Here is a 25622-nt window from a genome sequence, read left to right on the forward strand (position 1 = left end):
TTTGTGTTTGTTTTGTAATTTAATTGGATATTATTTTTAATAGGGTAAAGTTTGGCGCGCCTTGGGGGGAGTATGCAGAAAAATAATGGATTTACGTTAATTGAGCTGATGGTGATTATAGCAATCTTGGCAATTGTGGCATCGGTAGCAGCACCTTCGTTTCAATCAATTATTCAAAATAATGAATTAAAACAGGGCTCACACAAACTACTTATTGCTTTAAATGATGCAAAAAACAACGCGCGCTTGACTCGACAAGTTTCTGTATTGAAATTGGATAGTTCCTATAGTGTTCCCGCAACTGCAAAGAGTTTTGATGTGAGTGCTGGATTGGGAACAAATTTAGAATTGGAAAAAGATGTTAAGGCAATTTCTTTTTTAGCAAATGGGCAGATTCAAACTGAAGAAGCAGAATATCCAATTTGTATTGCAGTCAAACATAGTAAAAGCCTTAAAGTTGAATCTTTAACAATTTCTCAATTAGGGCTTGTTACTCAAGCAAAAACATCATGCTAATGAAATAAAGAGAACGATATGAAATATCAAAATGGTGTTGGCTTAATGGAAGTGATAGTAGCAATGCTTATATTAGGGATAGCTGTGTTGGGATTTGCATTATTACAATATAAGTCATTAAGTATGGGGGAGCAGGCTTTACGTAAAATCGAGGCAGTGAGTATTGCTCGGAATTTAAGTGACCGTATGTATTTTAATCGAGACGGTGCTTATAAGGGAGTAAGTTCTACTGATACCTCAAAATGTTTAAATACGTACTGTACAGCAGATGAGTTTGCACTCAAAGATATTGCAGATGTAACGAAACTTGCAAAAAGTAAAAACATGACTGTTGCCGTGCTTACATGTCCAGATACGAAAAATTTAAGAAACTGTATATATATAGCATGGGATGAAACCACACCATCTCAAAGTAATAGTGATGCTGCAGCATGTACAGAAGCAGATAAATTTAAATATAAGTCGGGTGCTCATTGTATTGTGGTGGAGGCATTCTAATGAAGTCAAAAAATAAAGGGTTTACCCTTGTTGAGTTGATGGTTGCTTTGGCACTTGGGCTGATTATTGTTGCAGCTGCTGTACAACTCTTAATAAGTGGACAGACCACACTTTCGTATCAAAAGGCAATGGAAAATATACAAGACAATGCTAATTTTGGTATGAATTATATTACTGCTGATATTCGTCAGACCAATTTGGATGTGGGAGGGCGAATAATGAAAAATAACATTATATCAGGTTTGATTGTTAAAAAAGAAAATTACCCTTCGGCAATTACAACCACTGATTTACCGCTAAGTTCAACTGCTACGGGTGATTCATTAGCAACTGTGAATAGCGATATTCTAGTGATTCAGTATAAACCAGCACAGATCAATGGTTTTGATTGTGAAGGTAAAAAGATTACATCTTCTACTGCTGTTGTTGTGCAAAAATATTTTATTCGAAAAGATGAAAAAAATAAAAATGACTACGTTCTTGCCTGTGCTGCAGGTCGTTATGAATATGGAGCGGATGCGCCAGTTTTGACAGGTTTAACAAGCGCGAGTGATGGTCAGGTTATATTGCAGCGAGTAGACCAATTTAAAGTCCTTGTTGGCGTTGTTAATGATTCAAAGAAAATGAGTTACCTTACGCTGAAACAATTTGCAGATGCAGCAAGCACTGTTCGACCAGTTAGCTTGCAATTAGGTGTGCTTATGCGTTCTGTTGATAATTCTGGTGGGAATACTGTTATACCTGCAACTTACACATTGCTGAATATACCTTATACAGTGAGCAATCCTACAGGCGTTACAGGAAAATTTTTAAGAGTTCCTTTGGAGCAAACCGTTGCAATACGTAATGCAATAGGAGATGCGCAATGAGTTTAAATTCGAATGCTCAAGCAGGTTCAACATTAATCGTGGTGTTGTTTATACTGATTGCGATAGCCCTTCTTGGAGCAATGGCGGCAAAGTCTGGGTTGTTTGGGCTTAAAGTTGCAACCAATGGTCAGGCGATTCAAATTTTAAATCAGAATACTGATGCAGTTTTTATTCCTATTGAAGATAAAACAAAAATTGAAACCTATTTATTAGGTACAAATTTATTCGGTTATCCCAAAATGGATGCGAATCGAAATAAAGAGCTGGTTTTTTGCTACAAAGGTTCGGAAAAGGATTTTTTTGCATTACGAAGAGCAGGAATAGCCTATATTGATAACTCCTCGAAATTACAAACATCAAATTTGGGGACTATTGATAGCTTTTGTAAATATGAAGATGGTTTTTTTAGCAGTGGCCGTTCTGCTGCTTTGACTCAAATTTCAGTACGTGTCGGAACGTCGACTATTACCCCTATATTACCTTTTAGTGGGGTTCCTGAAGGAACTGATTCTGAAGGTGCAAAAATTGATGATCCAAAAACATTAATTGTGACGGCAATTTCAGTTATGCCGGTGTTAAGCAGTGCTTCGGCAACAGATATCAATGCATGTTTGAAAAGAGCAAGTTATATCGATCCGAGTATTACAGGTATTAGTAATAACGATAAAGTGACTGTGTCTGAGTGTTTGAATGCATTAAGTGTACCGTTTACTACCCAAATTTCTGAATATAGTTTGGGGCAATTTCTCAAAAAATCAGGTTCGACCTGAGGTTGGGATTAGTTAGAGGTTTTTATGAACGAGATTAAACAGATTCCAAGCCATTGGGTGCGTTTTAAAGTGTCGACTTTAGCTGCATCTATAACTTCGTTGATTTTGGCGGGTTTGCCTGTACAAATTCAGGCAAGTGATATTGATATTTATCAAGCAGGGGGGACGGGAGCAACACGTATTTATCTAATGTTGGATACTTCAGGGAGTATGGCTCAGGCAAGTTCATTTACGGCAGATTATGGTTATTCTTATACGGAGAGTGTAAAAAAATGTTATCGGGGGATTTGTTGGTATGACGATGTGACTAAGAATTTATGCGAACGTAAAACTTTGCCTAATAACTTAACAGTTTCAATTCCTAATAAAGATAATACAGCAAGTACATCTTATACTTATGCAACCAAATTGGATTATTATTGTGCAGTAGATTTAGACTCTAACGGTATAAAAAATACTACAGCAGATATAGCTTATAAAGATAAGATACGGAATGTCTGTGAAAAACTTGGAAATACAAACACATATAATTGTTATAGCCGTATTGTAAATTTAAGAAAAGGTTTGATTTCAGTTGTGGCAGATGTATCAATTGATGACAAAATTTATTTTGCTTTAGGCAATTATCCAAATGGTAACCAAGGCGGTAAAACTGTTATGAAATTTACTGCGATGGATGCGACAGGTAAAGCATCATTGATTGAAAAAATTCAAGCATTGTCAGCTAGTAGTAATACTCCCATTTCACCAGCATATAATGTAGCAGGGAGTGCTATTATTCAGGCCGGGCAAAGTGCAACTGGAGCAAGTGCAAACTGTACTGGAAATGGTATTTACTTTTTAACTGATGGGGAGCCTAGTACTGGTGAGGGAGAGGGGGCATTTAGCTCAACTTTGTCGAGTAATAAGATTACGGAATTAGCCTCATCAAAATTAAATACAATGTCGAGCGGAAATAATAAAAATTATTGGAATAACATAGGTAATTTTGCACAAAATATCAGAGCGAGTAAGTATTTAATTAAAACAGCAACTGTTGGTTTTGGGGGGGGCTATTATTTAACAGCAACGCAAAAAAATAGTGCAAATATAACGATAGGTGATAAAAAATATTTTGATTGTTCGTATATTGATCAAACTACTGCAAGTCAGACAGATCACCGTAGCTTATGTAAGTGGGGGGCTAAAACGATTCCAAATCAATCAGGGACTGGTGGTTTCGGAGAAGGTGGTTTTTATACAGCACAATCATCTGCTGACTTAGTTGAGAGTATTAAAACATTTATTACAGACACTACGGTGCCTATCGAAGGTTCAACCATCGGTAGCAGTACCATTCCTGTAGATGCTTTAAATACCAACCAGTTGCAACCTTTTGCTTATTTCCCTATGTTTAAACCACTCATTGCAACAAAAGATCAACTATGGTTGGGGAATTTAAAAAAGTTTAATGTATCCAACGGTACGCTTTACGATACAAATAATACGCCGGTATTTAAAACCCCCACTGACTTTAATACAGCTTTAAAAGATTATTGGCTAAATAAAAGTGTAACGCACGCTGATGAAGGTGTGAATTATGGTGGTAATTTGAGTCAGCTTTTGGGGACTCAAATGCCAAAAATCGATGGTTCAAATAATTTAGTTTTACAAAGAAAAGTATTTATAAATGATGGGAGTTCTGCAAGTGATTTGAAATCTGCAGAAAGTATTCTTAAAACAGGAACTTTGGCCGAGCGAGAGTATTTATATGGTTTACTGGGGTACTCAAAACTCACAGAAGCCGATTTAACAGCGTTAAAACCAAAATCTTATGATGAGCAGTTGGCTTATTTAAAAACAAAAGAGACATCCAAAGGCTATCAACTTGGTTCAATTATCCATTCTTCCCCGATTCTACTGACACAAAAAGGCGCAATTGTTGCTGATACGGGATCATTGGGGTCGGTGGATCGCGATGACTATGTGCTTTTTGGTACAACACAAGGTGTTCTGCATGTTGTTAAATCGGGAACACAAAATGCCCAAGTAATAAATGGTAGTGGAATCGCTTCGGGGAGTGGTGAAGAAGTGTTTTCATTTGTTCCTAAAGAAATGTTGACTAAACAAAAAAAGGGCTTCTTTGAGTCTATGGCGACAGCCAAAGAAACCGATAATAATGATGCTTTTTATTACGGAATAGATGGTGCTTGGACAGCACATACTGTTTATGAACCTAATTTCTATGATGGTACTACAGCTGATGGAAAAACGGTTGAGCGCGATGGTTTGCAGGTGAAAGCTGACGGGAAAAATAGTCATCAATATGTGTATGGTGGCTTACGTATGGGAGGACGTAGCTATTACGCTTTAAATCTTTCTGATATGTCTAAGCCAAAATTAATGTTCCATATTGATCCAGATAGTGTAACAAGCGGAGCATTGTCCTATATGGGGCAAAGTTGGTCAAAACCCACACTAGCTTATATTAAATGGAATGGCCAACGGAAACTCGCAATGATTGTGGGCGGTGGTTATGATGAAAAATATGAGGTTCCAACTTTTACCAATTCAACTGAAGGCAATGTAAAAGGAAACGGTGTTTATATATTTGATGCTGAAAATGGAAACTTGCTCTGGTGGGGCAGTGAAAGTGCATCGAATGCAAATGGGACTAAAGATGGTGGTGCTGCGACAAAAATCACGGGTATGGTGAATAGCATTCCATCTCGTGTTAAAGCTGTGGATCGAGATAGTGACGGTTTAGTTGATCATCTTTATGTCGGTGACTTGGGGGGGAAGGTATTCCGTATAGATTTAAATCCAAGCCACAAAGCAAGTGATGTAAATAATAAGTTCGTGCTTAATGCTTTTGAGTTTGCCGATGCAAAAGAAGCTGATAAAAATCCCCCACGTTTTTATGAGGCACCGACATTTACCATTCATACAAATACTGTAGCTAAAAAATATGCAGTCATTTCGATGGCTTCAGGAGATAGAAGTAGTCCTTTGAAGTCTGACAGTTCTGCACAAGATATGATTTTGGGGTTTTATGATAATGATGTAACTAAAACTACACCTGCAAAAGGCACAACAGTCAAATTAACAAATATGAATGAAATTTATAAGGCTGGTGCAGCGACTGATAAAACAGCTGGTTGGTATTATCGATTACCTATCATAACAGCTACTAGTGGAGGTAATTCAAAATCATATCAAACAAGAGGATTATCCGAAGGCGTCGCTCTAGATGGTGATTTATACTATTCAGTTTTTGACCCAAGTAAAACCAACAATGGCAGTAATGGAAGTAGTACCAGTTGTTCTGGCGGTATTGTTGGAGTAAGTACAGCAGTCAAATTATGTTTGCCATCTGGTAAGTGTGGAACAGATACAAAAATTACAACTGTAGGTGACTTAGGTGGAGGGATTATTGGTCTCAATGTTGGACCTGGCTCTACCCAAGGTTCTCGAAAATTAATTTTTAATAAAATTCCAGAAACATGTGTTGGTTCGACTTGTACACAGAATAAGATTATTGAATATACGACAACAAATAAGTTATTACCTACACGTTGGTATGATATGACACCTTATGTGGGAGCGAAATAATGGCTAAAGGGTTTACATTAATTGAATTAATGTTGGCTGTTATTATTATTGCGATTTTGGCAGCCATTGCGCTGCCAAGTTACCAACATTATGCACGTAAAAATAATGAAAAAATTGTTGAACAAAAATTGCAAGATATTGCACTTAAGCTTGAAAGTGAACGGAGTACAAACTTTAGTTATAAAGGGTTTACCTTGGCAGATACAGATAAAGTAACACCTAAGGGTAAAACAGGGATAGATGTAAAATACAATATTGCAGTGGATACTTCGGTATTTCAAAAGTGGCTACTAACAGCATGCGTTAATAAAGATCTAAAAGACGCAGCAAAATATAGCAATTTTGCACTCAATAGCGATGGCAGAACTTGCCAATGGAGTGAAACGGGTGCATGTACAGTACCTGTAGGCTGTAAGGTGTCATCATGATTAAAACTGGTTTTACATTAATTGAATTGATGATTGTGGTTGTCATTATTGCGATTTTATCAGCCATTGCGTATCCAAGTTATACACAATATTCAAAACGTGCAAAAAGGGTGGAAGCACAGTCGGTGATGCTGGAGTTGTCTCAAAAGCTCATTGCTTATAAAATTGCAAATGGCTCTTTTAAAGATATTGGAACCTCAGGTTTAATTAATTCTACAATTCCAGTTACTGGTACGGGGAATTATAATCTTACAATTACAGATATTGATGGTACACCGTATTCCTCGACAACTAAGAATGGTTCGTGGCGTTTAACCGCGACACCAATAAATGGAATGCTGAATACTGGTGTATTAACACTTGATTCTCAAGGAAAGCAGTGCTGGTATAAAGAATCTTTAGTTTGTTCGCCATGGGAAGGAAAATAAATTCAAAATTGTGGATAAACACTTTTTGATCTTTCATTCAGGGCAAATTTCACGTAAAATATTGCCCTCTATGAAAGGGGTTTGAAATGTATCGATGGTCGGTACAGGGATAATCCGTAAAAACTATAAGGTTCTATCATGGTTGTTATTCGTCTTGCACGCGGTGGTGCTAAAAAACGTCCGTTTTATCAAATCATTGTGACTGATAGCCGTAATGCACGTGACGGTCGTTTCATCGAACGTATCGGTTTCTTCAACCCTACAGCTCAAGGTAAAGCAGAAAAACTTCGTTTAGATGCTGACCGTTTTGCTCACTGGGTTTCACAAGGTGCTCAACCTTCAGAACGTGTTGCTTCTTTAGCTGCTGAAGCTAAGAAAGCTGCAGCTACTGCTTAATTAGTAGTAGGTTACCCATGACACCAACACAGAATGTTCCCGAAGATCGTATTCAGATTGGACAGCTACGTTCAGCATATGGATTAAATGGGTGGCTCTGGGTCTATTCCAATACAGAACCTATGAGCAATATTTTTGACTACCTCCCTTGGTACATTGAGACTAAAGCAGGTTGGCAAACAGTAGATGTAAAACGTTGGAAACCACATGGCAAAGGCTTAGTTGTTTCGCTAAAAGGTGTGAGTGATCGTACCGCGGCAGATAACTTGGTTGGCGCAAATATCTGGATCTCTAAATCGCAACTGCCTCAAGCAGGCGTGGACGAGTATTACTGGTCAGATTTGAAGGGCTTAACAGTGTTAGGTCTTGGAGAAGATGAGCAAGAAGTCAACCTCGGTCAAATCCACGAATTGTTTGAAACAGGTGCTAACGACGTGATGGTAGTTCGCGCTACTGCTGACAGCGTCGATAGCGAAGAGCGAATGATTCCATGGCATAAAGATGTGGTACAGCGTGTTGATCTCGAAGCTGGTCGTATCTACGTAAATTGGGGCGTAGATTATTAATCCTTTAAGGATTGACGCAGCAGGAAAATAGAGGAGTCTGCGATGTTTTTTGCAGTCATTACGCTTTTTCCTGAAATGTTTGAAGCGATTACAGCCTACGGTATTAGCGGGCGCGCAGCAAAACGTGACATTGTGCAAGTTCATTGTATTAATCCACGCGAATTTGCTGAGGGCAACTACAAAAGAGTGGATGAGCGTCCATTTGGTGGTGGTCCAGGTATGGTGATGATGGCTGAGCCATTAGCGAAAGCAATTCATCGTTCCAAAGAGCTTGCCAAGCAAGCGGGTGCTGTTCATGTCCCTGTGGTGTATATGTCGCCGCAAGGAAAGACCTTAAATGAACCTGCGGTACAAGATTTCGTCAAATATGATGGTTTGATTGTATTGTGTGGTCGTTATGAAGGTGTAGATGAGCGTTTGATCCAACAATATGTTGATCAGGAATGGTCAATAGGCGATTACGTTTTGTCTGGTGGTGAACTCCCTGCGATGGTTTTATTGGATAGTGTGATTCGGAGACTTCCGGGTGCAATGTCTGATGAACAATCACATGTGCAAGACTCATTTGTGGATGGTCTTTTAGATTACCCACAATATACCAAGCCAGACCATTTTGAAGGTTTAGATGTTCCTGAAGTATTAAAATCGGGACATCATGCCAATATTGAGAAATGGCGGTTTTTGCAGCGATATCAACGCACTTTAGAACGCCGACCTGAGTTGGTTGAAAAAGTTGAATTGACCAAGCAGCAAAAGAAATGGCTAAAAGATTCCAAGGTTTAAATTTTTTAAATCTTATATTAGGCTCTTTATGCATTGAAGCGGTCAAGCATAAAGGGAAAGTCAATCGGGTCTATGCGCTTTAGCCTCTAGCCCCAGCGATGATTAGACCTCTTCTAACTCGCATAATCGGAGATACCCCATGAGCGGTAAACATCCTTTAGTACAAGCTGTTGAAAATGCACAGTTGAAACAAGACATCCCTGCTTTTGCTCCTGGTGACACAGTAGTTGTTCAAGTTAAAGTAAAAGAAGGTGAGCGTGAACGTCTTCAGGCATTTGAAGGTGTTGTAATTGCTAAGAAAAATCGTGGTTTGAACTCTGCGTTCACAGTACGTAAAATTTCTAGCGGTTTCGGTGTTGAGCGTGTATTCCAAACTCACTCACCAATCGTTGCTGGTATCGAAGTGAAACGTCGAGGTGACGTTCGTCGTGCTAAACTTTACTACCTACGTGAATTGTCTGGTAAAGCTGCACGTATTCGTGAAAAATTACCAGCTCGTAAAGCAAAATAATTTGTTTTACAACGCTGTAAAAAATGCGCCTTTTGGCGCATTTTTTATGCGAGAAAGAAAATTATAAACCTTGAAGTTTTAAACGATTGGCATGTTGGCGATAAACATCGACTGGGCTCGGGGCAAAAATACTTTTTAGGCCCAATACATGGTTGACTTCATCGAAATGGTTCCACTTGTAATTATCACGGACGGTTTTACCCAATTTACTGCTACATTGGCTCACTAAGCCATCGTTCGGTTGTCCGCTAAATGCAATTGGCCCCATTGCGGTAAAGATCGTATCTGGATCAAGTAAGTTGGTGGTGTTGGAAATACCTGTCCATGAATAGAAGCTAATGCCATTGGCAACACTTGGGCCATCAGCACATTTGGTTGCAGGCATACCGAGCGGGAATTTTGCATTAAAAGCTTTCACACCTGGTTGAGACATACTGTAGATCGAAGCTTTAAAATTTGAAGGCAGATTAGACTGCTGGGCGAAGTTAATCACTGGGGTCATTAATGCATCCATGACAGTCGCTAATACGCCATTTAAAATCGGCACGCTCTGTACTAAATCCGCCACAGGTGAACCGTCATTGGTTCCTGCGACTGTACTGACAGAGGCAATCAAATCAGGTCGTACACCAGCAATATATCGAGCCGTAGGGCCACCATGTGAGTGACCAATTAAATTCACTTTAGGTTTGCCTGTAATCGTAACCACTTGTTCAACTTGGTCTAACAGTTGTTCACCGCGAACTTCAATGGACTCCAACGGGGAGATTTGTGTAGCAAAGGCCGTTGCCTTATGGCTTGCCAAATCAGGGAGAACTTGATACCAATAATCTAGACCAAAAACGGCACCGCCTAAGCGATTAAAACCAAACATCCCGTGTACAAACACTAGGGGGTATTTGGTTTCAGCATAATTGTCGATGACTTTTTTAGTGGTCGCTTGCTGTATACCCAATGCAGCATGCGTTTGGGTCACTGCCATACTTGCAAGGAGCGTGGCGCAGAGCAATTTTTCATTCCTTTCTTTTTGTTTTGGTATTCAAACTGTGATTCAGTTCAGTTTGGAAATAGACAAACGCGTCTATTTGACAATTTTTATTGTCATTAAGGATTATAAGAAAAGGAAAGTGAAATGTGCGAACTAATCGACGGAATGAAGATGATTTTGTAAATTAATTAATAGAAATATCATTAAACCCTGAATTTACAGGGTTTAATGTATAGCTTTACTAAATTATAAACCTTGAAGTTTTAAACGATTGGCATGTTGACGATAGACATCGACAGGATCTGGTGCAAATAGCGCTTTGAGACCAAGCACTTGGTTGACTTCATCTAAATGGTTCCAGTTGTAGTTGTCACGAATGGTTTTACCAAATTTGGCACTACAGCGTGATACGAGGCCATCATTGTCTTTTCCGCCATCGATCAGTAATGCGGTCACTTTTAGGGCTGAGTCTAAATCTAAAATATTGGTGATTTGGCCCACACCTGTAAATGAATAGTTATAAATGCCTTTTTCCACGCTATTGCCATCAGCACAATTGGATTTAGGCAAGCCCAGAGGGAATGCGGCATTGTACTTTGCAGAACCCGCTAGCGTTAAACTTGAACCACCTGCCAATGCGTCATGAGGGTAAGTCTTTGGATCTAGACCTTGCGCCCAAACGATGGCTTTAGAGACAAAATTCACAGCTCCAACCAAGGGTGCTTCGACAGCGGTGCCTTCAGCTTTTAAAATTAAGTCTGCAACAGGGGAGCCTTGATGAGGTCCTGCAACACTGGTTAATGAAGCCACGACATCTGGGCGAACACCGGCAACATAACGAATTGTTGGCCCACCATGGCTATGTCCAATCAAATTCACCTTATCCGCACCGGTGAGTGCTCGGATTTCAAGGACTTGTTGTAAAAGTTGTTCGCCACGCACTTCGGTAGAGTTAAACGGCGATACGCGCGTTGCCCAAACATTTGCACCATTGCGGGCAAGATCAGGCAGGATTTGATACCAATAGTCGAGTCCAAATGAGTCCGTACCAACGGTAATGAAACCACCCATACCATGGTTAAATACGATTGGATATTTGGTCTTTGCATAGCTAGAACTAGCTTTGGCGGTGACTTGGGTTGCTTGCGATGCAGATACATTACCAATGCACGTAGCTGCAATTAAACCTGCTAAAAATGGTCCGTATTTCATGAGCGATCCTCAATGTATTATTGTTTTATGACAATATTTATTGTCACTTCTAATAAAGCAATAATGATCACCTGTTGCAAATTGAAAAAGATTAACTGTGACGCTAAATGTAACAAAATAAAAGATCACGAATTTTCAGATTGATAAAAGTAAATAAGAGGGCCGAAGCCCCCTTATTGCATTTAAACTTCAACGATAAGAATTAAAGTCCTTGCAGTTTTAAACGGTTAGCATGTTGACGGTACAGCGCAACAGGATCTTGTGCAAATAGCCCCGTTAAGCCGAACATCATATTGGCTAAATCGGTATGATTAAGTTTGTAGCTGTCATTAATGACTTTACCGATATAAGCACTACAACGTGCAACCATACCGTCATTGTCTTTATTACCATAAGACAATGGCCCGAGTTGCATCAGGATCGTATCGATATCAAGGATATTCGTGGTTTGTGCAACACCGGTCCATGAATAGTATCGGATGCCTTTACTGTCGACTTGCTTTAAGTTCTTACTGCAATTTTCTGAAGAAGCCAAAACACCGTCAGCTACAGCAGATTTTGCAACCGTACTGTTAAATGTAGCAGAACCTTTTTGTGATAATGATTTCATTGAAGCATCAAAATCAATTTCAAGCTCTGGTTTTGCCTGACCCAAAGCAATCAGTGGACCGACAATATAATCACCTAAAATATTGAAGGCAGTACGAGAAAGTGAGTTGCCTTGAATATCATCCGCTACTTTAGAGCCGTGATAGGTCCCTGCAACACCTGTAATAGACGCAATGTACTGAGGTTTCGTTTGAGCCACATACAATACCGTTGGGCCGCCATGAGAGTGACCGATTAAGTTAAGTTTTGGCTTCCCTGTAATAGCCAAAACATCTTCAACTTGTGCAATTAACTGCTCGCCACGATGTGCTGTGGTATTTGCAGGAGATAATTGCGCTGCAAATACGGTTGAGCCATTTCGTGCCATATCTGGCAAGATTTGGTACCAATAATCCAGTCCAATGGTGTCGGTACCGATACGTGACCAACCGAGCCAACCATGTACCATTAAAATTGGATATTTGGTTTTTGCATAGTCAGATTTTGCCGTTTCCTTCACCTGGAGGACGCTAGGCGCAGCTTGAGTGCTTGCCGATATACTCATCGCTAAGCCTGCAACTGCAGCTACAGAGGCCATCTTGGCCGTGTTTACTAAAGATCGCATAAATGTTCCTTGATCTGATGTTGTTTTTATTACTTTTTAATCATGAAAATACTCTCTGTTTTTAAGCAACATCTTTGTGATTGGCCAGGCCATATCTTTGATTTTAGAGAGTTTGAATAGACAAAGATGCCTTGTCATTTTTTCATGCTCGGTTTGAAATTCCATGTCATTTTAGGACATGGAAGGCATTGAGGTGATAAGTACATTTATATACATTCGTCTTTTATTTTTGCTATTTATTTTAGTTGTTATCATTTAATAACTTATTGAATTAAATTGTTTAATGCGTACAAATAAAAAAATTGTAAACAAAAAAGGACGTCCAAAGACGTCCTGTTCAGTGCTGAAAGGGAACTAACTTTTGAGTTAAAGTCCCTGTAATTTTAAACGATTGGCATGTTGGCGATAGAGCGCAACTGGGTCAGGTGAAAATAGGCTGCGTAGGCCAAAGATCATATTCACTTCATCTAAGTGGTTGTGATTGTAGTCATCACGGATTACTTGTCCGATGTGGGTGCTACAGCGTCCAACCAAACCGTCATTGTCACGATTTCCATAGGCCAAAGGGGCAAGCTGACTAATCACTGTATCTAGTACATCTAATACATTTGTGGTTTGCGCTGTACCTGTCCATGAGTAGTAATACACGCCATTGTCGACTTTGGCACCCGACTGATTACAGTTCGCAGCCAGTGCTGCGGTTGGAAATTTTGCATTAAATTCAGCAGAACCTTTTTCACTGATCGCGGTAAGTGATGCATCAACACTGTTGGGTAGACTCGAGTTGCCTTCAGCCCAAGTAATAATCGGTGCTAAGAGTTGATCGCCAAGGACTCCAAAGACTGAGTTAATAGTTTTATTCGCTTGGATTTTATCTGCGACTAGAGAGCCACGATAAGTGCCTGCAACCCCAGTCACCGAAGCCACATATTCAGGTTTGATCGCTGCAATGTAGCGAGTTGTCGGTCCACCATGTGAATGACCAATGAGGTTCACTTTGGATTGGCCGGTCAGAGCAAGAACCTCTTCGACTTGAGAGAGCAATTGCTCACCACGGACTTCTGTCGACTCTAGCGGTGAAACTTGGGCAGCAAAGGTATTGGCCCCATTACGAGCTAAATCTGGCAAAATTTGATAAAAATAATCCATGCCAAAGCTGTCAAAACCAATGCGAGTAAACCCGAACATACCATGGGTAAACACAATCGGATATTTGGTCTTGGCATAGTTTGCCGAGCTGTTGGCGGTGACATGTTGGAGTCCTGCTGCAGCTTGGGATTGTGTGCTGGCGATCGCTGCTGATGCAGCCATAATTGCGCATAAAAGAGCTTGTGATTTTTTCATCATTTCATCCTGAAATTGAAGTTATTTTTAAATTGTTATTTGCACTTATTCTGCGAAAGGTAATTTTCCACCCTGATCATGCACAGATTCAAAGGTACTGACGCGGAGCTGATCTTCCTTCGATTTAAAATGTTGATTACGGAGCTGCTGTACTGCTTGTTGTTTAGCGCTGTCACTCATATTGCTTTTCACAATACTGTCACGCTCTGTGAGATATTGATTCACACTAGATTTCCAAGAGCTGCGCTGGGTGTCTAGATTTTCAAGGCGCTGAGTGGCTTCTGGACCAACTAAATTTAACCGCATTTGATGGATTTCTTCGCTTGAACCACCACGGGCTTTAATGTCCGCTGTGAGTTTGCGTAAATCTTCAAGTTTATTGATTTGTTCCAGATTTTCTTTCCAGTCTTCTGGGAGCTCATCAAACAGAGCTTTTAGTTTTTGGGCTTTTTCAGACTCAGACAGTTTTTTGTCATTCACCACTTCCATGCGTTTCAGCGTGTATTCGTGATAGGTATTTTCCTTGCCAAATAAACCTTCAATTTCATAATCAGAAAAGAACTGTTTTCTTAAATTCTGTGTGCTGCTGTAGATCGAGCGATAATATTGTGGAGATTCTTTGTCGTCACTTGGTGGCTGTAAATTACCTAATTGTTCACGATATTTCATATAGCGATCCCACAAATCATAAATTTGGGACAGCGCCGGTTCTTTATGACCTTGTGCAATGTAGGCTTTAAAATCCTTTTTGATTTGATCTATCGACTTTTCACCATATTGAGTGATGAAATATTCAAAACAATTCCGTGTTTGTTCGTTCACGATCAGGTGGTTTGAACCATCCATACTGATTTGACAGTTAACTTCCGTGTCTTGTTGACTTGGACTGAGCAGTGAAGAACCGCTTGTGGCTTGTGCTGTAGCATTTTCGCCCTGAGCTAAAGGCGTATTTTGTTGTTGAATCGATTGATCTGAAGGATCATTTTGTGATGTTTTTGGCGTAAGCCAATACATGAATGCGGCTGCCGCAATAACCACAATGGCTAAAATCAGCCAGAGTTTATTTTTTTGCATATCCCAATGCACCTTTATTCCGTTTTAATTGTTTTATGAGTTCTAAATGTGAACTCAATATGACATAAAAGAATGATAAAAACATAGAAAAGTTGTAAACGCTTAGCATGGATTGATACCATGGCGCAGTTCTCTTTTTGCCCTATTTTAGTCATGAAAAAAGCTTCTCCTAAGATTCAGCGTCGTCCAGTACATGGTGTATTTTTATTAAATAAGCCTTTGGGCATTAGCTCGAATGCTGCATTACAAAAAGTGCGTTGGTTGTATCGAGCACAAAAAGCAGGACATACAGGTGCGCTAGATCCATTAGCCTCAGGTTTATTGCCGATTTGTTTGGGTGAAGCGACGAAATTTTCACATTTCTTGCTCGACTCGACCAAGCGTTATCAAACCACGGTCTTTTTAGGACACAGCACCACGACGGGTGATGTGGAAGGTGAGGTACTGATGGAACAAGCCGTACCTGTTTTGACGGAAGCCACGATTCAGCAGGTGTTGGCACAGTTCGTGGGAGATATTCAACAAATTCCACCGATGTATTCTGCGCTGAAAAAAGAAGGTCGCCCGCTGTACGAGTTGGCGCGTAAAGGCATAGAAATTGAGCGTGAAGCACGTCCGATTTCGATTTATGCCATCGAGTTATTATCATTTGATGAGAATAGTATTACACTCGATATCACCTGTTCCAAAGGCACGTATATTCGTGTTTTAGGCGAAGATATTGCCAAAGCATTAGGTACTTTTGGACATTTGACCTATCTACACCGTACGCAAACGGGGCATTTTGACCTTAATCCAACTTACACCATTGAATATTTGGAAAGCTTGACTGAAGTGGAGCGTGAAGCATTATTGCTGCCGGTGTATTCACCCGTCGATCATTTCTGCAAAGTGCAAGCGCCAGAAGGGCGTGCAGAATATTTCAGTCGTGGCATGGAAAGTAATATTGAACATGAGGCAGAAGCGCAGGTTTTGGTATTTGATGGGGAACGTTGCTTAGGTCTAGCGGAAATTACCGATCGTAAGCGCTTAGTACCAAAACGTGTATTAAATCTGGAATAGTCATTAACAGCCACTGAAGCCAAATTATGGAAATTGAAATCATCTTAAGCCTGCTATTTTTTGCATTTTTTGCTGGTGCAATTGATGCAGCTGTTGGCGGTGGCGGACTGATTCAAATTCCTGCCATTATGAATGCCATGCCGCACTTATCTCCGGCGACGGTGTTTGGCACCAATAAGTTGTCTTCGATTTTTGGTACAGCGTCAGCTTCCTATTCTTTTTTACGCCAAGTCAAACTCCGTTGGAAATTACTTGCGGTCATTGCAAGCTGTGCATTTGTTGCCTCCTTTGTGGGAGCAGCCTGTGTATCAATGATTCCTAAAGAAGTCTTACGTCCTTTCGTTTTGGTCATGTTGATCGTGATTGCGATTTATACCTTTGCCAAAAAACAATTTGGTCAGGTGCATGTACGCCAAGAACTGACTCCTAAAATCCTCGGTTTTGCCGCTATTGGTAGTCTGGTGATTGGCTTTTATGACGGCATCTTTGGACCTGGCACTGGCAGTTTCTTTATTTTCTTTTTTATTCGTTATCTACAAGCAGACTTTTTACATGCCTCTGCTTTGTCAAAAGTCGCCAACTTAACCACCAACCTTGCAGCACTGAGTTTTTTTGCGCCCACTGGCCATGTGTTATTTGCTATAGGCTTAATGATGGCTGTAGCAAATATTTTAGGCTCGATCGTTGGTGTACGTGCGGCAATTAAATACGGTAGTGGCTTTATTCGAATTCTATTTTTGATTTTGGTGAGTATTTTGATTGTACGGCTAGGGTATCAAACCTTTACGGGACAAGCTTAAAACAAAACTTAACAGAGCTGCGCTGTATTCTGATGCGGATATGTTTAGTATAAAAATGAAGCACTTTATTTTGCTGAATTAAAAAAATACTCAGCTATCGCTAAGCATCAGAGGGCATCATCAGAATGAATATTTTTGAAGCTTTACGTCAAAGTCATGAACAACAAAGAGCGCTTGCAGAACAATTAGTACAAACTTCTGGTGATAGTCCAGAACGTCGGGATTTGTTTGACCGACTTAAAAATGAATTATTCGCGCATGCTGTCGGGGAAGACCGATATTTTTATATTCCTTTAATGATGACCGATTCGGGGCTGAATATTACCCGTCATGCCTTGGCTGAACATCATGAAATGGACGAACTTTTAGAGCAGTTGACTGAGACTGAATTTAGCAATCCGGGCTGGCTGGCCATTGCCAAAAAACTTTCAGAAACAGTGCATCATCATTTACAGGAAGAGGAACACGGTTTCTTTCAACAAGCCGGTAAAATATTGGATGATAAGCAAAAAGAAGCCTTGGCCAAACAATATTTAGCCGAGTATAAAAAATATAAAAAAGCGGATAAAGACAGTCTGACCGGTTAAGTCCTGTATAGAATCTAGACTTTTTCGAACCTTGTATTTAAAAGCTTAGATGTAAGAGCGCTTAGACAATTTGTTGAAAAATGGCGGCAATCCCGCCATTTTTATTTAACTATTTTGCCTTTAAAAATTTAGCTGGCTGTTTCCGATTTAGAGGAACGCATCGTCACCCCGACTGAGGCGAGCATAATGCACACCAGTGCGATCCATTGCCACATGCCGATACGTTCTCCCAATAAAACCATACCCGTAATAGCTGCCAGAGCAGGTGAGATACTCGACAATGTGCCATAACTCAGCTTGCTTAGAATCTTCAAGGCTTTGAGGTCTAGGGCATAGGGAATCGCTGTGGCTAAAATGGCAATCAATAGTGCTTTAGGCCAATATTGTGTATCCAATAAAGCTGCTGCGTTGTTATAGAGGCCGATGGGTAATAAGGTCAATGCCGATAAACTAATGGCAATGGTCAGTGCATGCATGCCAATATTTTGGTGTACCACTTTTTGCCCGAAATAAATATAAAAGGCCCAACAGAGTCCGGCAGCCAAGGCACACGCCGCACCAATCAGTGAGAAATTACCACTCTGGGCTTGTCCCCAAGGCACCATCAACGCAATCCCTAAGATCGCCAAAAACACCCAAATATAGTCACTACGATTTTTAATCGACAGCAATGCCAAACCTAGAGGCCCAATAAACTCCAGTCCTACAGCAATGCCTTGAGGGAGTTTGCCCAGTGACATATAGAACAAGACATTCATGAGGCACAGGGCTGCGCTATAGCAGAGTAAATCACGCCATTTTAAAAATGACAGCCGTTTTAAAATGTGCCAAGAGCGGAACATCAAACAAATAATAATCGAGGCAAAACACAGCCTTAAAATGGTCACGCTCAGTGGGTCTAGTACCAAAAACAGTTGTTTGGCAAAGGAAGCACTGATCTGATAGGAGATCATGGAGAGCACCATGAAAACAACAGCAAGAAGTTGTGAATTTGGCATGCGGCACACAGTTGTTGGGCGGCGTTGAGCCCTATTTTTGAATCAGTACAGTATAGCGGTTAATGCTGACAGTTGAGTGAATTTTAACATTTGATCAAATCATGATGGGTTCTAAATTTAATATTCTAAGGTTCGGCGGATGTAAGAGCAGGACTGAGCACATCATGATTCAATTTGAATTCAAAAAATTGAGTCTGAGATTCATGCAGTTCATCCATTGTCAGTGGGAACATATTTTGAATTTAAATGACTTTGGCTTTTTGCGTGGTATAGGTACACCCAATCGAGGCACAGATGATGACAGCAAGGGCTAACCACTGGGTCCAAAGTAATTGTTCATTTAAGAAAACAAAACCAGAGAGTGCTGCAATTGCAGGTTCTAGGCTCATAAGCGTTCCGAAACTGAGTGCCGTTAAATTGCGGAGCGCAATCATTTCTAAGCTAAAGGGGATGGCACTGGCTAAGGTGGCTAAAGCAAGAAAATAAAAGAGGCTCATCGGTTCAAAGGCATGTGCAGGAATCCCTACAAATAATGCAATTGGCATGAGCATACACATGCCGACAAACATACCTAAACAAACCGTATGGTTGCCTGAAACGCCAGAGGGTTTCTGACCTGCCACAATATAGAGTGCCCAACAGGCACCTGCGCCAAGGGCGAGGGCAATGCCAACAGGATCAAGTCGTTGTGCAGCTTGGTCAAAAGGAAAAAGTAGGATAAGGCCTAAAATAGCCAGTCCGACCCAAATAAAGTCAAATTTTCGGCGTGCAGCAAATAGTGCGACACTGAGCGGGCCCATAAATTCAAAAGAGACGGCAATGCCGAGCGGGAGACGATCAATCGACAAGTAAAATAATACATTCATCCCTGCTAAGGCACAGCCATAGCTCAGAATAGACGACCATTTCACTTGTTTAAAATTGATCTGCCAAACTTTAAAAATAATCGCCAAGATCAAAGCGCCCAGCATTAAACGCATGGCCGAAACGGTCAGTATGGGAAATTGACCGAAAAGATATTTGGCAAAGGAACCGCTGCTTTGCATGCTGATCATGGCAATAAGCAAGATCAGCGGTGCTTGGACAGCCGGTGCAACTTTAAAATTTGGCATAGACTAAATTTGTTTCGATGACTCGAATAGCGGGAGATTGGCAAAAGCCAGATTTTAAAAGTCTACTACAATAAAAAAACCACAGCCCGAAGGCTGTGGCTTCAGTGTCTAATTAATTTAGAACAATACGCGAACGCGGATGGTACCTTCCACTTCGTGAAGAGTATCCAAAGCTTCTTTAGATGCAGTTGCATCAACGTCCATCACAAGATAGCCCACATCGCCTTTAGTCATTAATGACTGACCAGAGATGTTGATACCGTGTTCAGCAAACAAGTTGTTGATTTTTGAAAGAACGCCTGGCACGTTTTTGTGGATATGAAGTAAACGGTGTTTGCCTTCAGTCAACGGTAACGCGATTTCTGGGAAGTTCACTGCAGATAAAGTCATACCTTTATCAGAGTAAGCAACGAATTTTTCAGCAACTTCAAGACCGATGTTCGCTTGCGCTTCCATCGTAGAACCACCAACGTGAGGGGTTAAAATCACGTTGTCTAGGCCACGAAGTGGAGAAACGAATTCTTCACCGTTTGCTTTAGGTTCTTTAGGGAATACGTCTACAGCCGCACCAGCAATATGACCAGATTTGATTGCATCAGCAAGATCTTCAATGATGACACATGTACCACGTGCAGCATTGAGGAAGATTGCGCCTTCTTTCATTTGAGCAAATTGGTCTTTGCCGAAGAAGTTGCGAGTTGATGGAACGTCTGGAACGTGTAGAGATACGACGTCTGCATTGGCAAGAAGTTCACCCATAGAACCGACTTGACGTGCATTACCCATTGGAAGTTTAGTTACGGCATCGTAATAAATTACGTGCATACCTAAACTTTCAGCAAGTACAGAAAGTTGCGAGCCAATCGAACCGTAACCAACAATACCTAAAGTTTTACCACGAGTTTCAAATGAACCAACTGCAGACTTGTTCCAACCACCACGGTGAGTTGAAGCAGATTTTGCAGGAACACCACGAAGTAATAGAATCGCTTCAGCAAGTACTAGTTCAGCAACTGAACGCGTATTTGAGTATGGTGCGTTAAATACTGGAATACCGCGAATCATTGCAGCATTTAAGTTCACTTGGTTTGTACCGATACAGAAACAACCCACAGCAATCAGTTTGTTCGCCGCTTCAAAAACTTCTTCAGTTAATTGAGTACGTGAACGAATACCAATGAAGTGAGCATCTTTAACCGCTTCTTTCAACGCTTCACCCTCAAGCGCAGTTTTACGGTAGTCAATGTTGGTGTATCCGGCAGCATTTAGAGTGTCGATTGCGTTTTGGTGAACGCCTTCTAACAACAAGAAACGAATTTTATCTTTAGGTAGAGAAAGATGTTGGCTCATTACGGCTCCGCTACAAAGGCCAAATTTAGTGCGCATATAATAGCATAGGAAATTAGCCGATATACATTTCCTTTATGACCCAAGACGTTGCTATTTTGGCAAATGATGTGTCAGAACAGGTCGAAAATGGTCGAATTAACCTTGTAATATTCAACAAAACATTGCAAAAACAGCTTTTTCTATCGGTTTTGTCAAAAAAAGCCAGTTATAGCTTATAATAATGCGACTCAAGCTAATCAGTACGATTCCGCTACTGATTGAATGCCCCCAGTTTCAGGCTTCTTCTTAAAATATGCATTGCCGCAGTTTTAACTGAAGATGATCTGGACCTTTAAAAAAACTTGTTTACTTCTTGCAAGGTCTGAAAACGATGAATGCTCCAGTCGCTTTAACCCCAGAGTTATTGACCCAATTGACCGCTATTGTTGGCGAAAGCCGAATTAAAACCGATGCGGATAGTCTCCAAAATTGGGGTCGTGACCATACTAAGCACTTCGATCCAAACCCGTCGGTCGTTGTTTTCCCGTCAAGCACTGAACAAGTTCAACAAATTGTCAAACTCGCAAACCAATTTAATGTAGCGATTACCCCAAGTGGCGGTCGTACCGGTTTATCTGCGGGTGCGGTAGCAGCCAACGGTGAAATCGTGGTGAGCATGGACAAGATGAACCAAATTTTGGAATTCTTCCCCGCTGACCGTATGGTTCGTGTACAAGCAGGTGTGGTAACTGAACAACTGCAAAACTATGCTGAAGAACAGGGCATGTACTACCCAGTAGATTTTGCATCTTCAGGTTCGTCACAAATTGGTGGCAACATCGGGACCAATGCCGGTGGTATTAAAGTCATCAAATACGGTATGACTCGTAACTGGGTGTTGGGTATGACTGTAGTGACTGGTAAAGGTGACATCCTGCGTTTGAACAAAGGCATGATCAAAAACGCGACAGGTTATGCGCTACAACACTTATTTATTGGTGGTGAAGGCACTTTAGGTTTAGTAACTGAAGCTGAAATTAAGCTCGAACGTCAACCACACGATCTACAAGTATTGGTTCTGGGTGTACCTGATTTTGATGCAATCATGCCGGTATTGCATGCTTTCCAAAAGAAAATCGACCTGACTGCATTTGAGTTCTTTGGTGAACTTGCAATGCAAAAAGTATTGGACAATGGTCATGTTCAACGTCCGTTTGAAACGCCATGTCCGTTCTATGTATTACTTGAGTTTGAAGCACCATTTGAACCGATTATGGACGCGGCAATGGAAATCTTTGAACATTGCATGGAACAAGGTTGGGTACTGGATGGCGTGATGAGCCAAAGCCTAGACCAAGTACATAGCTTATGGCGTTTACGTGAAGACATTTCAGAGTCGATTGCACCATTTACCCCATACAAAAATGATATTTCAGTACTGATTACGCATGTACCTGCATTTATTAAAGAAATTGATGCAATTGTGGCAGAGAACTACCCAGACTTTGAAATTTGCTGGTTCGGTCATATTGGTGACGGTAACTTGCACTTAAATATTTTGAAACCTGCGGATTTGTCTAAAGATGAATTCTTTGCAAAATGCCAAGTCGTGAACAAATATGTATTTGAAACTGTGAAAAAATATGACGGTTCAATTTCGGCAGAACACGGTGTAGGCATGACCAAAAAGCCTTACCTTGACTACACCCGTTCAGCAGAAGAAATCGAATATATGAAAGCTTTGAAAAAAGTATTCGATCCAAATGCGATTATGAACCCGGGTAAATTATTCGATCTTTAATTTTTAAAGACGTACTAGAACGCATCTTCGGATGCGTTTTTTTATGCCTTATTTTAACTCCGATTTTTTAAACAGCTTAATATACATCTATTTTGTCATGTTGATTTACCAAATGGAGCGAAAAGCCCCCCCATCGTTCATGTTGGGGATATAAGCGACCACCGTTAGGTGTTAATGTGATGATTGTTGTTTAATATATTGCTTAATAATCTCCAATGGCGCACCACCACAACTTGAAGCAAAGTAACTTGGCGACCATAAAGAGCCACCCCATAATTTGCTTTTAATTTCAGGAAATTCTTTCCTTAAGTGGCGACTTGAAACACCCTTTAAGCTATTCACTAAATTTGAAACAGCAACTTTGGGTGGATAATTGATTAATAAGTGAACGTGATCGTCTTCGCCATTAAATTCGGTTAATTCAGCTTCAAAGTCCAAACAGACTTTTTTAAACATCCTTTTCATTGAATCAAGCATTGATTTTGTAAAAACGTCTTTTCTATATTTAGTCACAAATACCAAGTGAACGTGCATATTAAAAACACAGTGGCGACCTGATCTTATTTCTTGATTTACCATGATAGACCAATTAAAATATAAAGCATGAAAACACTTAAATTACGCATAAAAGACAAACATTGCAAGGTGCTAGACCAATTGGCATCTGAGGTGAACTTTGTTTGGAATTATGTGAATGATTTAGGGTTTAAACATTTAAAGAGAAAGGGTGAATTTCTTTCATCCTATGACATTGATAAGTACACCAAAGGCGCATCTAAAGAGTGTGGATTACACAGCCAAACCATTCAGGCGATTTCTGCTGAACTCGTTACCCGAAGAAAGCAGTTTAAAAAAGCCAAGCTTAAATGGCGTGTCAGCAATAAGAAATCAGCAAGAAGATCACTTGGATGGATACCGTTTAAGAAAGTAGCGATCAAATACGCTGATGGATATGTTCAATATGGCAAACAACAATTTAAGCTATGGGATAGCTATGGCTTAAGTAAATACTGTATTAAAACAGGCTCATTTGTTGAAGATAGTCGTGGGCGTTGGTATGTGTGCCTTGTAGTGGATTCACTGAAACAAGAAAAACCGACAGCCACCAAAGCCATAGGCATTGATCTAGGCTTAAAGGACGTTGCAACCTGTTCAGATGGTACCGTGATTTCAAATCCTAAATTCTATCGAAAATATGAACAGAAACTAGGAATTGCTCAACGAGCAAACAACAAGAAGCGTGTACGTGCATTACATGCAAAAATTGCAAATAGTCGTAAAGACCATTTGCATAAGGCAAGCAGCATGCTTGTTAAGGAAAATGCATTGATTGTTGTTGGTGATCTCAGTGCTAAGAAACTCGTAAAAACTAAAATGGCGAAATCTGTTTTAGACACAGGATTTTCGGCACTAAAAACAATGCTCAAGTATAAATGCGAGAACGCAGGCGTATTGTTTGAGGAAGTCAATGAGAGTTTCACCTCCCAAATCTGTTCGTGCTGCGGTGAGATCACCGCAAGTAGTCCGACAGGTAGGATAGATTTGCGAATAAGAGAATGGCAGTGCAGTAATAAAAAATGTCTCAGTCTAAATGATCGGGACATTAATGCTGCAAAGAACATTCTTGCGCTTGGGCATAAGCGTCTAGCTGTAGGAATCACCTCCGTTTAAGGGAGGTGAGGATGTCAAATTGCTTAAATAGTGTTTTCTGTAAAAAATCTGCATGATAATGTGGTAAATCATAATTTTGAGTTGGGCTTATGAATCGTTTAATGGTTGTTTCTGCATTGTGTGTGGGGATGTTAGCGGGTTGTGCGACAACGCAGAAAATTGTGTCTAAAGTGGGTTCTTCTGCTACACCACTCGATCAGGTGTTAAAAGAACGTCCCGATTTGAGTAAAGAGCTGTCGACTGTGGAAATTCGTCAGTACTTTAACCGTGTGGAATCACCAAATGCAGGACAGGTGAAAGTGACTGAAACGGGTTTGATGGATGATTCAGTGAAATCGATTCGTACCATTTATAGTTTTAGATTTGTGGATGGGGAGTGGAATCGCGTAAATACGCAGAAGGAATATCAGTGCCAACGTGGTAAAAATACCAAGACTTTCCAAGCGACGAAGTGTCCTTAAACTGTAAAAAGATACGGTCTAAATTTTTTATAAAATATTCAGTATGGCGAGGTCCTTTCATTTAAAATTCGATGATTGGAGCTGGTATCTACTTTTGTTTCGGTAAAATGAGAAGTGTGCTTCGTAAGGAAACCAACTTGCGGAGCAACCTCCTTACCGCAAAACTCGTCAAATACCTTCTTCTATTGAGTAGGTCGCAGAAACGTTACATGTTGAAGTGTGTCCTGACTCGGACAGTTGCGAATGAGTTTCCGTGTATCTTAATTTTCATCCACGTCAATGACTCAGGTTCACCCGTGGGGGATTTTGCCCCTGTCACCTCCGTATTTTTCCCATTATGAATTGGGCAATACCGTGTCGCCTTTTTTATTGTTCGACCATTTAGGGATTAGGTTTCTGAAACCAACCCAACTGAAAAAAGGTGTGCTTGAACACCCACATCGTGGATTTGAAGCAGAATCGTTTTCTGTGTGCACTAGCCAAAACACCTGATGCTGAATAAAGCCAAAAAATACACATACAGTTAGAGAAAACGCTGCTAAACTAGATGAACTTACTCGGTACGTACGATCTGCTGTTTAAGTTCTGATGAATTTCTTATTGGCGTCTTGTGA

26 protein-coding genes and 1 pseudogene are annotated in these 25622 nt (G+C 40.4%); 18 read left to right on the forward strand and 9 right to left on the reverse strand.

What is annotated here, in order from left to right:
* Window positions 1-72: 72 nt before the first annotated feature.
* From FTT98_RS03780 to rplS, 11 genes are all read left to right on the forward strand, one after another.
* A complete protein-coding gene (locus tag FTT98_RS03780) occupies window positions 73-516 on the forward strand; it encodes a Tfp pilus assembly protein FimT/FimU (protein ID WP_180177033.1) in 444 nt (147 codons plus the stop codon).
* Between the two features lie 18 nt (window positions 517-534).
* Complete coding sequence (gene pilV, locus FTT98_RS03785; protein WP_180177034.1) at window positions 535-1014, forward strand: type IV pilus modification protein PilV; 480 nt, start codon at window positions 535-537, stop codon at window positions 1012-1014.
* Entirely contained in the window at window positions 1014-1883 is an 870-nt protein-coding gene (locus FTT98_RS03790; RefSeq protein ID WP_180177035.1) for a PilW family protein, read from the forward strand. Before pilV ends, FTT98_RS03790 begins: the two co-directional genes overlap by 1 nt.
* Window positions 1880-2653 carry a hypothetical protein gene (locus FTT98_RS03795; RefSeq protein WP_180177036.1) on the forward strand — a complete coding sequence of 258 codons (774 nt, stop codon included), beginning with the start codon at window positions 1880-1882 and terminating at the stop codon, window positions 2651-2653. Before FTT98_RS03790 ends, FTT98_RS03795 begins: the two co-directional genes overlap by 4 nt.
* Before the next feature lie 57 nt (window positions 2654-2710).
* A complete protein-coding gene (locus FTT98_RS03800) occupies window positions 2711-6244 on the forward strand; it encodes a pilus assembly protein (RefSeq protein WP_373685122.1) in 3534 nt (1177 codons plus the stop codon).
* Window positions 6244-6672 (forward strand): prepilin-type N-terminal cleavage/methylation domain-containing protein, encoded by a 429-nt coding sequence (locus FTT98_RS03805; RefSeq protein ID WP_180177038.1) that lies wholly within the window; start codon window positions 6244-6246, stop codon window positions 6670-6672. Before FTT98_RS03800 ends, FTT98_RS03805 begins: the two co-directional genes overlap by 1 nt.
* Window positions 6669-7100: a type IV pilin protein gene (locus FTT98_RS03810; protein WP_180177039.1), complete on the forward strand. Its 432-nt coding sequence runs from the start codon at window positions 6669-6671 to the stop codon at window positions 7098-7100. The genes FTT98_RS03805 and FTT98_RS03810 overlap by 4 nt, the downstream gene beginning before the upstream one ends.
* 138 nt (window positions 7101-7238) lie before the next feature.
* Window positions 7239-7496 carry a 30S ribosomal protein S16 gene (rpsP, locus tag FTT98_RS03815; RefSeq protein WP_078189354.1) on the forward strand — a complete coding sequence of 86 codons (258 nt, stop codon included), beginning with the start codon at window positions 7239-7241 and terminating at the stop codon, window positions 7494-7496.
* A gap of 17 nt (window positions 7497-7513) precedes the next feature.
* Window positions 7514-8062, forward strand: a complete 549-nt coding sequence (gene rimM, locus FTT98_RS03820; RefSeq protein WP_078189353.1) for a ribosome maturation factor RimM — start codon at window positions 7514-7516, stop codon at window positions 8060-8062.
* A gap of 42 nt (window positions 8063-8104) precedes the next feature.
* Window positions 8105-8845 (forward strand): tRNA (guanosine(37)-N1)-methyltransferase TrmD, encoded by a 741-nt coding sequence (gene trmD / locus FTT98_RS03825; RefSeq protein WP_180175631.1) that lies wholly within the window; start codon window positions 8105-8107, stop codon window positions 8843-8845.
* Between the two features lie 139 nt (window positions 8846-8984).
* On the forward strand, window positions 8985-9356 hold the full coding sequence (gene rplS, locus FTT98_RS03830) for a 50S ribosomal protein L19 (protein ID WP_078189351.1): 372 nt from the start codon (window positions 8985-8987) through the stop codon (window positions 9354-9356).
* Between the two features lie 61 nt (window positions 9357-9417).
* Here rplS and FTT98_RS03835 read toward each other — a convergent pair whose 3' ends face one another.
* The 5 genes from FTT98_RS03835 to FTT98_RS03855 all read right to left on the reverse strand — a co-directional run bounded on the left by FTT98_RS03835 (window position 9418) and on the right by FTT98_RS03855 (window position 15187).
* Complete coding sequence (locus FTT98_RS03835) at window positions 9418-10338, reverse strand: triacylglycerol lipase (protein WP_180177054.1); 921 nt, start codon at window positions 10336-10338, stop codon at window positions 9418-9420.
* Window positions 10339-10590: 252 nt separating this feature from the next.
* Window positions 10591-11556 (reverse strand): triacylglycerol lipase, encoded by a 966-nt coding sequence (locus FTT98_RS03840; RefSeq protein ID WP_180177040.1) that lies wholly within the window; start codon window positions 11554-11556, stop codon window positions 10591-10593.
* 202 nt (window positions 11557-11758) lie between these two features.
* Window positions 11759-12769, reverse strand: a complete 1011-nt coding sequence (locus tag FTT98_RS03845) for a triacylglycerol lipase (protein ID WP_180177041.1) — start codon at window positions 12767-12769, stop codon at window positions 11759-11761.
* 366 nt (window positions 12770-13135) lie between these two features.
* Window positions 13136-14080 carry a lipase family alpha/beta hydrolase gene (locus tag FTT98_RS03850; RefSeq protein WP_373685124.1) on the reverse strand — a complete coding sequence of 315 codons (945 nt, stop codon included), beginning with the start codon at window positions 14078-14080 and terminating at the stop codon, window positions 13136-13138.
* A gap of 78 nt (window positions 14081-14158) precedes the next feature.
* Window positions 14159-15187: a lipase secretion chaperone gene (locus tag FTT98_RS03855; protein WP_180177043.1), complete on the reverse strand. Its 1029-nt coding sequence runs from the start codon at window positions 15185-15187 to the stop codon at window positions 14159-14161.
* Between the two features lie 153 nt (window positions 15188-15340).
* Here FTT98_RS03855 and truB point away from each other — a divergent pair, with 153 nt between their 5' ends.
* From truB to FTT98_RS03870, 3 genes are all read left to right on the forward strand, one after another.
* Window positions 15341-16249 (forward strand): tRNA pseudouridine(55) synthase TruB, encoded by a 909-nt coding sequence (truB, locus tag FTT98_RS03860; protein ID WP_180165306.1) that lies wholly within the window; start codon window positions 15341-15343, stop codon window positions 16247-16249.
* A 26-nt stretch (window positions 16250-16275) separates the two neighbouring features.
* Window positions 16276-17049, forward strand: coding sequence for a TSUP family transporter (locus FTT98_RS03865; protein WP_111884173.1), 774 nt, complete (start codon window positions 16276-16278; stop codon window positions 17047-17049).
* Window positions 17050-17174: 125 nt separating this feature from the next.
* Entirely contained in the window at window positions 17175-17636 is a 462-nt protein-coding gene (locus tag FTT98_RS03870; protein ID WP_168378156.1) for a hemerythrin domain-containing protein, read from the forward strand.
* Between the two features lie 128 nt (window positions 17637-17764).
* On the opposite strand, the gene FTT98_RS03875 is transcribed toward FTT98_RS03870, so the two are convergent.
* From FTT98_RS03875 to serA, 3 genes are all read right to left on the reverse strand, one after another.
* Window positions 17765-18634 (reverse strand): DMT family transporter, encoded by an 870-nt coding sequence (locus FTT98_RS03875; RefSeq protein ID WP_180026082.1) that lies wholly within the window; start codon window positions 18632-18634, stop codon window positions 17765-17767.
* A gap of 242 nt (window positions 18635-18876) precedes the next feature.
* On the reverse strand, window positions 18877-19746 hold the full coding sequence (locus tag FTT98_RS03880; RefSeq protein WP_180026081.1) for an EamA family transporter: 870 nt from the start codon (window positions 19744-19746) through the stop codon (window positions 18877-18879).
* A 117-nt stretch (window positions 19747-19863) separates the two neighbouring features.
* On the reverse strand, window positions 19864-21096 hold the full coding sequence (gene serA / locus FTT98_RS03885) for a phosphoglycerate dehydrogenase (protein ID WP_078192852.1): 1233 nt from the start codon (window positions 21094-21096) through the stop codon (window positions 19864-19866).
* Between the two features lie 370 nt (window positions 21097-21466).
* Between serA and FTT98_RS03890 the strand changes: the two genes are divergently transcribed.
* Complete coding sequence (locus tag FTT98_RS03890; RefSeq protein WP_180039425.1) at window positions 21467-22876, forward strand: FAD-binding oxidoreductase; 1410 nt, start codon at window positions 21467-21469, stop codon at window positions 22874-22876.
* Window positions 22877-23047: 171 nt separating this feature from the next.
* On the opposite strand, the gene tnpA is transcribed toward FTT98_RS03890, so the two are convergent.
* Entirely contained in the window at window positions 23048-23455 is a 408-nt protein-coding gene (gene tnpA / locus FTT98_RS03895; protein WP_180039427.1) for an IS200/IS605 family transposase, read from the reverse strand.
* A gap of 24 nt (window positions 23456-23479) precedes the next feature.
* On the opposite strand from tnpA, the gene FTT98_RS03900 reads away from it, so the two are divergent.
* The 3 genes and pseudogenes from FTT98_RS03900 to FTT98_RS18075 form a co-directional block, all read left to right on the forward strand.
* Window positions 23480-24547 carry an RNA-guided endonuclease TnpB family protein gene (locus FTT98_RS03900; RefSeq protein ID WP_180039429.1) on the forward strand — a complete coding sequence of 356 codons (1068 nt, stop codon included), beginning with the start codon at window positions 23480-23482 and terminating at the stop codon, window positions 24545-24547.
* Window positions 24548-24636: 89 nt separating this feature from the next.
* Window positions 24637-25008: a hypothetical protein gene (locus tag FTT98_RS03905; protein ID WP_180039431.1), complete on the forward strand. Its 372-nt coding sequence runs from the start codon at window positions 24637-24639 to the stop codon at window positions 25006-25008.
* A 209-nt stretch (window positions 25009-25217) separates the two neighbouring features.
* Window positions 25218-25473 (forward strand): annotated as a pseudogene (locus FTT98_RS18075) (hypothetical protein); the annotation flags it as partial.
* Window positions 25474-25622: the final 149 nt, after the last annotated feature.

It is taken from the genome of Acinetobacter sp. YH12039 (genome assembly GCF_013420015.1).
In the GTDB taxonomy this organism is placed as follows: Bacteria; Pseudomonadota; Gammaproteobacteria; order Pseudomonadales; family Moraxellaceae; genus Acinetobacter; species Acinetobacter amyesii.

Bases quoted from the DNA above. Each gene is read 5' to 3' on its own strand.
- FTT98_RS03780 (WP_180177033.1), top strand. From the start codon at position 73: ATGCAGAAAAATAATGGATTTACGTTAATTGAGCTGATGGTGATTATA.
- pilV (WP_180177034.1), top strand. From the start codon at position 535: ATGAAATATCAAAATGGTGTTGGCTTAATGGAAGTGATAGTAGCAATG.
- FTT98_RS03790 (WP_180177035.1), top strand. From the start codon at position 1,014: ATGAAGTCAAAAAATAAAGGGTTTACCCTTGTTGAGTTGATGGTTGCT.
- FTT98_RS03795 (WP_180177036.1), top strand. From the start codon at position 1,880: ATGAGTTTAAATTCGAATGCTCAAGCAGGTTCAACATTAATCGTGGTG.
- FTT98_RS03805 (WP_180177038.1), top strand. From the start codon at position 6,244: ATGGCTAAAGGGTTTACATTAATTGAATTAATGTTGGCTGTTATTATT.
- FTT98_RS03810 (WP_180177039.1), top strand. From the start codon at position 6,669: ATGATTAAAACTGGTTTTACATTAATTGAATTGATGATTGTGGTTGTC.
- rpsP (WP_078189354.1), top strand. From the start codon at position 7,239: ATGGTTGTTATTCGTCTTGCACGCGGTGGTGCTAAAAAACGTCCGTTT.
- rimM (WP_078189353.1), top strand. From the start codon at position 7,514: ATGACACCAACACAGAATGTTCCCGAAGATCGTATTCAGATTGGACAG.
- trmD (WP_180175631.1), top strand. From the start codon at position 8,105: ATGTTTTTTGCAGTCATTACGCTTTTTCCTGAAATGTTTGAAGCGATT.
- rplS (WP_078189351.1), top strand. From the start codon at position 8,985: ATGAGCGGTAAACATCCTTTAGTACAAGCTGTTGAAAATGCACAGTTG.
- FTT98_RS03835 (WP_180177054.1), bottom strand. From the start codon at position 10,338: ATGGCAGTGACCCAAACGCATGCTGCATTGGGTATACAGCAAGCGACC.
- FTT98_RS03840 (WP_180177040.1), bottom strand. From the start codon at position 11,556: ATGAAATACGGACCATTTTTAGCAGGTTTAATTGCAGCTACGTGCATT.
- FTT98_RS03845 (WP_180177041.1), bottom strand. From the start codon at position 12,769: ATGCGATCTTTAGTAAACACGGCCAAGATGGCCTCTGTAGCTGCAGTT.
- FTT98_RS03850 (WP_373685124.1), bottom strand. From the start codon at position 14,080: ATGGCTGCATCAGCAGCGATCGCCAGCACACAATCCCAAGCTGCAGCA.
- FTT98_RS03855 (WP_180177043.1), bottom strand. From the start codon at position 15,187: ATGCAAAAAAATAAACTCTGGCTGATTTTAGCCATTGTGGTTATTGCG.
- truB (WP_180165306.1), top strand. From the start codon at position 15,341: ATGAAAAAAGCTTCTCCTAAGATTCAGCGTCGTCCAGTACATGGTGTA.
- FTT98_RS03865 (WP_111884173.1), top strand. From the start codon at position 16,276: ATGGAAATTGAAATCATCTTAAGCCTGCTATTTTTTGCATTTTTTGCT.
- FTT98_RS03870 (WP_168378156.1), top strand. From the start codon at position 17,175: ATGAATATTTTTGAAGCTTTACGTCAAAGTCATGAACAACAAAGAGCG.
- FTT98_RS03875 (WP_180026082.1), bottom strand. From the start codon at position 18,634: ATGCCAAATTCACAACTTCTTGCTGTTGTTTTCATGGTGCTCTCCATG.
- FTT98_RS03880 (WP_180026081.1), bottom strand. From the start codon at position 19,746: ATGCCAAATTTTAAAGTTGCACCGGCTGTCCAAGCACCGCTGATCTTG.
- serA (WP_078192852.1), bottom strand. From the start codon at position 21,096: ATGAGCCAACATCTTTCTCTACCTAAAGATAAAATTCGTTTCTTGTTG.
- FTT98_RS03890 (WP_180039425.1), top strand. From the start codon at position 21,467: ATGAATGCTCCAGTCGCTTTAACCCCAGAGTTATTGACCCAATTGACC.
- tnpA (WP_180039427.1), bottom strand. From the start codon at position 23,455: ATGGTAAATCAAGAAATAAGATCAGGTCGCCACTGTGTTTTTAATATG.
- FTT98_RS03900 (WP_180039429.1), top strand. From the start codon at position 23,480: ATGAAAACACTTAAATTACGCATAAAAGACAAACATTGCAAGGTGCTA.
- FTT98_RS03905 (WP_180039431.1), top strand. From the start codon at position 24,637: ATGAATCGTTTAATGGTTGTTTCTGCATTGTGTGTGGGGATGTTAGCG.